General features: G+C 59.8%; 4 protein-coding genes. 3 read left to right on the forward strand and 1 reads right to left on the reverse strand.

What is annotated here, in order from left to right; translation table 11 throughout:
• From dnaN to H5U08_RS07865, 3 genes are all read left to right on the forward strand, one after another.
• The coding region (gene dnaN / locus H5U08_RS07855; protein ID WP_297031920.1) for a DNA polymerase III subunit beta at nucleotides 1-1,212 on the forward strand (1,212 nt) is incomplete at its 5' end.
• Nucleotides 1,213-1,240: 28 nt separating this feature from the next.
• Entirely contained in the window at nucleotides 1,241-1,573 is a 333-nt protein-coding gene (locus H5U08_RS07860; RefSeq protein WP_297031922.1) for a DUF721 domain-containing protein, read from the forward strand.
• An 83-nt stretch (nucleotides 1,574-1,656) separates the two neighbouring features.
• On the forward strand, nucleotides 1,657-4,230 hold the full coding sequence (locus H5U08_RS07865; RefSeq protein WP_297031924.1) for a DNA gyrase subunit B: 2,574 nt from the start codon (nucleotides 1,657-1,659) through the stop codon (nucleotides 4,228-4,230).
• A 343-nt stretch (nucleotides 4,231-4,573) separates the two neighbouring features.
• On the opposite strand, the gene H5U08_RS07870 is transcribed toward H5U08_RS07865, so the two are convergent.
• Entirely contained in the window at nucleotides 4,574-6,259 is a 1,686-nt protein-coding gene (locus H5U08_RS07870) for a DUF1559 domain-containing protein (protein WP_297031926.1), read from the reverse strand.
• Nucleotides 6,260-6,507: the final 248 nt, after the last annotated feature.

Genomic DNA, 6,507 nt, shown 5'->3' on the forward strand with positions numbered 1-6,507 from the left:
CGAGGAAGAGGGGGCGTGAGGGCGCTGCTGAGATCCGTCGTCTGCCATGCGTCAGGTGTCAACCGTGATGAGGCTGTCAGGGAATTTGCGATGAAGGTAGTGGCACAGCGAGAGAGTTTGGCGGAAATGGTGCAGTTGGCCCAGGCTGTTTGTCCGGGCCGATCGGCCAGACCCATCCTGGAAAACCTGCTGCTGGAGTGCCGCGACGGGGCTGGTGTCTTGATGGCTACCGATCTCGAAGTGGGGCTGCGCCTCCATGTGCCGGAGTTGGAAGTGGAAGTGCCGGGCACAACACTGCTCCCTGCCCGCACCATGCTCGCTTTGCTACGGGAACTCACCGACGAAGAGATCCGCCTGGAGAGTCAGGGCGACCGTCTTCTGGTGTTGGGGGAAAAAAGTGAATTTCAGTTTCCCACGCCGGACGCGATGGAGTTTCCCGAGGTCCCCGATTACCAGGCCGAGTCCTACCACGCTTTCACGGCGCGAAATCTTTCGGAGATGCTGCGCCGCACCGAATACGCGGTTGAAACGGAAGGTACCCGATTCAATCTGGGAGGGGTCTATCTCGAGCTGGGCGACGAGAAGGTGACCGCTGTGGGGACGGACGGACGGCGACTCGCCTCCCAGGAAGGACAGGCGCGGCGGGTGGGCGGGCATCGTCCCAGTGAGGACGTGATCATTCCCCGGCGGGTGGTGGAAATCATCCAGCGGATCCTTTCCCGCGAGTCCGACGATCAGGAAGTGAAGCTCGCGGTGGAGGACGGCAAGATCTTCGTCATCACGCCTTCGGCGGTTGTTTCCGGTCGGCTTGTGGACGCGCGGTTTCCCAAGTGGCGCGAAGTCTTTCCCAAGGCCCCGGAGAAGGTCCGCGTGGATCTGCCGGTCAGGGAGTTCGCCTCGGCCACGCGGCAGGCATCCATTGTGGTGGATGAGAAGAATCCCGGGATTGTGTACACGTTTTCATCGGGGAAGTTGGTTCTTTCCGGACGGGGTGCTTCCCATGGCGAATCCCGTGTGGAACTTCCCATCGGTTACGACGGGGAAGAGGCGATGGTCCGCCTGAACCAGCGGTTCATCCTGGACTTCCTGAAAGTTCTTGGTGATGAGGGAACATTCACACTGAAGATCTGGTCCGAGGAGAGTCCCGTGCTTGCTGAGACCTCCGACGGCTACGCCTACCTGATGATGCCGCTCGTGCTCGGTAGCAATTGAACGGGCCTCCAACGGGAGAGTTCAAGGAGTGGCGCGAAAACACCAGCAACGCTCAACTCGGTCGCAGGATCCGCGGCATATTTCCGAGGTGGTGGCCGAGATCCTGGCACGGTCCGGGGTTGGGGAGACGCAGTCGGCCCGCGAGCTTCAGGCTGCCTGGCGCGAGATTGTGGGGCCTCCGCTGAATGAGTTGAGTCGGGCGGTCAAGCTCTCGCGGGGGAAGCTGGAAGTCGTCGTCAGTCATTCAGCGGCCGTCCAGGAACTGACCTTCCGCAAGCACGAGATCCTCCGCCAGCTTCGGGAACGCTGGCCGCAGAAGATCATCCGCGACATCCGCTTTCGGGTCGGACCGGTGGAGTGAGCACACAAGACAGCGTCACGGAGGAGCGAAGTTCTGAAAAAACAAAACGGAGTCTTTCACTGTAAAGGTAGTCAAAGCTGGCTATGAACGAAGAGAATCTCAACAATCAACCTTCTCCCCAGGAGGCCGGTCTGCCGGTTCCAGAAGGGACAACCGTTTCCGGCTCCGACACCGGGGAGGAAGAAGCGAACCTCCGCGCTCTGCACGGGCAGCAGGAATACACCGCCGACAAGCTCGAACACCTCAGCGACCAGGAACATGTGCGGAAGCGGCCGAGCATGTACATCGGCGACACCGGCACGCGCGGGCTGCACCACCTGGTGTTCGAGGTCGTGGACAACTCCATCGACGAAGCGATGGCGGGTTACGCCACGCAGATCTGGGTCACCATTAACGGGGATGGCTCGGTAACCGTCGAAGATAACGGGCGCGGCATCCCCGTGGAAATCCACCCCGTCGTTGGGGTGTCCACCCTGGAAGGCGTTATGACGCTCCTTAAATTCGGTGGCAAGTTCAGCAAGGGGGCGTACTACACGTCGGGTGGGCTCCATGGTGTGGGAGTGACGGTCGTCAACTTCCTTTCCGAGTGGTGCGTTGTCGAAGTGTACCGCGGAGGCGCGGTGTACCGGCAGGAATACGAGCGGGGAAAACCAACCGGCCCGGTGCGGCGCATCGGCACCACCCATCGCACGGGAACGAAAACCACCTTTAAGCCCGACCCACTGATCTTTCCCAACACGGAGTTCAACTACAACATCATCTACCGTCGCCTTCAGGAACTCGCATTCCTCAACAAGGGCGTCAAGATCCATTTCAAGGATCTGAGGACCAACGAGGGCGAAACCTTCTGCTATCAGCGGGGCATCATCGAGTTTGTGGAATATCTCAATCGGGCCAGCGAGCCGATCCATCCCGAGGTCATCTACATGTCCACGGAGGTGGAGGGTGTCACGATCGAGCTGGCGATGCAGTATTCCTCTGAGTACACGGAGAATTTCCACTCTTACGTGAACAACATCTGCACCACGGAGGGCGGGACGCACGTCTCCGGTTTTCGTACGGCCCTCACCAGGACCTTCAATCAATACGGCCGTCAGGAGGGGCTTTTCAAAGATCTCATTCCCACAGGAGATGACTTTCGGGAAGGCCTGACAGGCGTCCTGGCGGTGCGCGTCCCGCATCCCCAGTTTGAAGGTCAAACCAAGACAAAGCTGGGTAACAGCGAAGTGGAGGGCATCGTCAGCTCCGCGGTGGGAGACTTTTTGTCGCGCTATCTGGAGGAAAATCCCAAGACCGCCCGGGCAATCATCCAGAAGGCCCTCCTTGCAGCGGAAGCCCGGGAAAGTGCCCGCAAAGCCCGACAACTGGTCCGCGAGCGGAAAGGGGCCCTCAGCGGTGCAGGGCTTCCCGGCAAGCTCCGTGATTGCACCAGCCGTGAAGTGGACAAGTGCGAACTCTATCTGGTGGAGGGTGATTCCGCCGGTGGCAGTGCCGAGGGAGGCCGAATCCGCGAATTTCAGGCGATTCTGCCGCTTCGCGGAAAGATCATCAACGCCTACAAGGCCCGCGAGGACAAAGTACTCGCCAATGAGGAAATCCGCAGCATCATTTCGGCCATTGGCGTGGGTGTGGGGGATGAAATCGATCTTTCCAAGCGGCGGTATGGAAAGATCATCATCATGACCGACGCCGACGTGGACGGCTCGCACATCCGCACGCTGCTTCTGACCTTCTTTTACCGGCAGATGTACGACCTCATCAAAGCGGGGATGGTGTATATCGCCCAGCCGCCGCTGTATCGCGTTCGCCGCAAAAAGGAGGTCTATTACGTCCAGACAGAAGAAGAGATGAAGAACCAGCTTCTGGAAGCCGGGCTGGCCGATGCGGTCTTCGAGCCGGGCGACGGCCGGACCATTTCCGGGGAAGAACTCCAGCGTCTGTGCCGAACGCTGGCGGCCATTGAAGCGGCGGTCATCGCCCTGGAACGCCGCGGCATCAGTCTCCGCGAGCATGCCGCCCGGCGGGATCCAGCCACCGGACGCCTGCCCGTTTACCATGTGTTCCTCGATCAGAATGAATACTGGTTCACGACCCGTCAGGAACTGGATGAGTTTCTGGAAAAAGAGGAGGCCGAGACCGGAGAAACGCTCGTCGTGGAGGGGGACCACAACGGCGAGGCGGAAGATCAGGAAGCGTCCGAGGAAGAACCCACATCCCAGCCCCAGCGACGGCTTCATATCATTGAGCTTCACGAGGTACGCACGATCAACGCCCATCTGCAGACCCTCCGCGAGATGGGATTCGAGATCGACGCACTCTTCCCGATTGAAAGAACAGGAGAGGAGAAGCCGCGCTACATTTTGCGGCGGGGCGAGTCGGTGCAGGGTCTGGAGGATCTTCGCGGGCTGCTGACGGCGCTCCGCTCCGCCGGTGAGCGCGGGCTCCAGATCACCCGCTTCAAAGGTCTCGGCGAGATGAATGCCGAAGAGCTGCGGGAGACGACGCTCGACCCGGCCCACCGCACGCTCATTCAGGTGACGATGGACGACGCGGGAGCCGCGGACGAGATGTTCCGCGTTCTCATGGGCGAGAAAGTCCTCCCGCGGCGGGAATTCATCGAGAAGCACGCCCTGGAAGTCCAGCATCTGGACGTGTAGCCGCCTTCGCCGGGTTTTTTGCCGTGCTTGACCATGCCGCACGCGCAGGCCCGACTTCCGACGCAGGCCAAGGTAACGCTATGTCCGGGCCGATCCCGGGCGGTTGGTCCGATCTTGGTGGTAGGTCCGAAAATCGGTAGGGGCCATTCATGAATGGCCCCTACCTCAGATTATGCGCGCCTTCGGAGGGACCTGCTTGTCAGGTCCGTTTTCCGGAGGGACCTTTTCGTAGGGACGTGTTTGTCACGTCCACCTTCCGGAGGGACCCGCTTGTCGGGTCCGCCGTCCGACGCTGGATCATCCATTGTGCCTTCCCTGGCACAACAAGCATGCCCCTCCGATTTTAGTAACGATCGGGATCCACCACCTCGCCATCTGCTATGGTGATGAGTCTTCGAAAGACTTCCGGATCCACGTTGGCGGAGATAAATCGGACCGACCCATCCACAAAGGCCGCGTTGAAGCCGCCGGGATGGGCGTGTCCCAGGCCATCGAGCGGATTATCGGGATTGAAGGGAAGATCTTCTGGCTTGGTCCAGATGACACCGCGGTCGGGATCGACTTCCACCAACATAATCGTGTTGGACGTCCCGTCCCGAATGTCGGCAAATTTCCGGGTTTTACCCTCTTCGAAGAACGCACCTTTCCCCACGACGCCCAAATAGTGGGCGATTCCGGGGATGCGTGGAGCCGACGGATTGCGGAAGACCTCCGGCATCTGCTCGATGAGCGCCGAATTATGGGGACTGTCCCACGGCTCGTCGAGGTGGAACTGCTCATAGAGGGTGTTACACTCCAGATACGGCAGCAGCGCCACCCGCCAGCTCAAAAGTGGCTTGCCATTTTTGTCTGTGATGGCCTGCGGAGGAAAGTGCCTGTGCATATCGTGGTAATTGTGCAGAGCCAAAGCCAGTTGTTTGAGGTTATTCATTGATTGAGCTCGGCGGGCGGCTTCCCGCGCGGATTGCACGGCGGGCAGGAGCAAACCCACCATCGTTCCTGCAAGAGCAAGACCGGGACGACCTTCCGTGGAAAACTCCCACGCCAGCGCGTTGTCCTTCCTTTGCGGCATGATCTCGGCAATGATCCGATTTCCCACCCGCGCGATGTACCTGGCCATGGCTGGGGACACCACGTCGTCCTGGTCCATGGCGGCCTCGTTTTCCAGGCGTTCGATCATCATCTGTTTGGCGTTCCGCAAAAGCTGTTCCAGAATGTGTTCCAGCTTCTCTGCCGCGCTGGCATCTTTCGCGAAAATCATCACGCGACACCTGGAATCCCCCGTGAAGTTCGCCTGCACTCGGAGTGACGAGACAAGCGGAGGAATTTCAGAAGCCGCGCTCAAAGGCGGTGGCAGCATCATCTGGAGCATGGGCTCCGGAACCATCTGCGCCAGCGGTTCCAGATGGACAACCGCGACGAAATCGGAGAGCGGCTGCATCTCCTGAAGCATTTGGATGACTGGTCCGGAAGGGACGTCACCGGTTCTCTTCACCACTTCGCGAATCAACGCCGGATGGCCCAGTAGAACGCTCTGGGGGTCAGCCATGTAAATTCCCCATTCCTGCCTGTACTTTTCAACGTAAAACGGTTTGCCGGCCAGGTCCTCCTTTTCCATGTTCATTCGTGCCTCGGCGAAGAGTTTTTCCGGGTCCTGCGGCGCGGAAAAGCGCAGGGCGAGAAGCACACGGGGTGGCTCGGAGGCAGGGCCCGCTCCTTCCTGCTGCGGAAGAACGATCGAAGCTGTCATCTGCGACAGTTGTACCGGGTCAAAGCCCAATTCCTTCTCGCACACGGCCGAGATGACTTCGATCGGCATGAGTTCTGACTCGGGTGCGGTGAGGATCCGCCGCGGGTGGACCACCATCACACCCACGGCCGAAGACGGGATTTCCGACAGCTCGCCCTGGCGCTGCGCTTGCTGCGCGAGAGAAGGACGTGGCAAAAACGCCGCGACCGCACCACCCACAACGGCTGCCAAACAGACCAGAAGCAACTTGCGTCCAACCTGGGATGAGCTACGTTTCATAGGTCACCTCCCTTTCGAAAAGAGACACCCACTTCCCGAAGCGTTGAACAATCTGGCAGCGACCTTCCGTCGGGCCACCCCCAAGCTAGACGATCTGCCCCGCAATGTCAATTCTTCTGGCACCCGGTCATCCCGAGTTTCGTAGGAATCAAGGTTCGAGGTCCCTGTAGGGGCAATTCATGAATGGCCCCTACCGGCATGTCGTTTAGTCCTGCTGAATGTGTTTGGGGGGCGATTCATGAATAGCC

Source organism: Thermogutta sp., from assembly GCF_014359955.1.
Lineage (GTDB): Bacteria > Planctomycetota > Planctomycetia > Pirellulales > Thermoguttaceae > Thermogutta.

Excerpts from the sequence above, each read along its gene's own strand:
- H5U08_RS07865 (WP_297031924.1), top strand. The coding sequence starts at position 1,657 with ATGAACGAAGAGAATCTCAACAATCAACCTTCTCCCCAGGAGGCCGGT.
- H5U08_RS07870 (WP_297031926.1), bottom strand. The coding sequence starts at position 6,259 with ATGAAACGTAGCTCATCCCAGGTTGGACGCAAGTTGCTTCTGGTCTGT.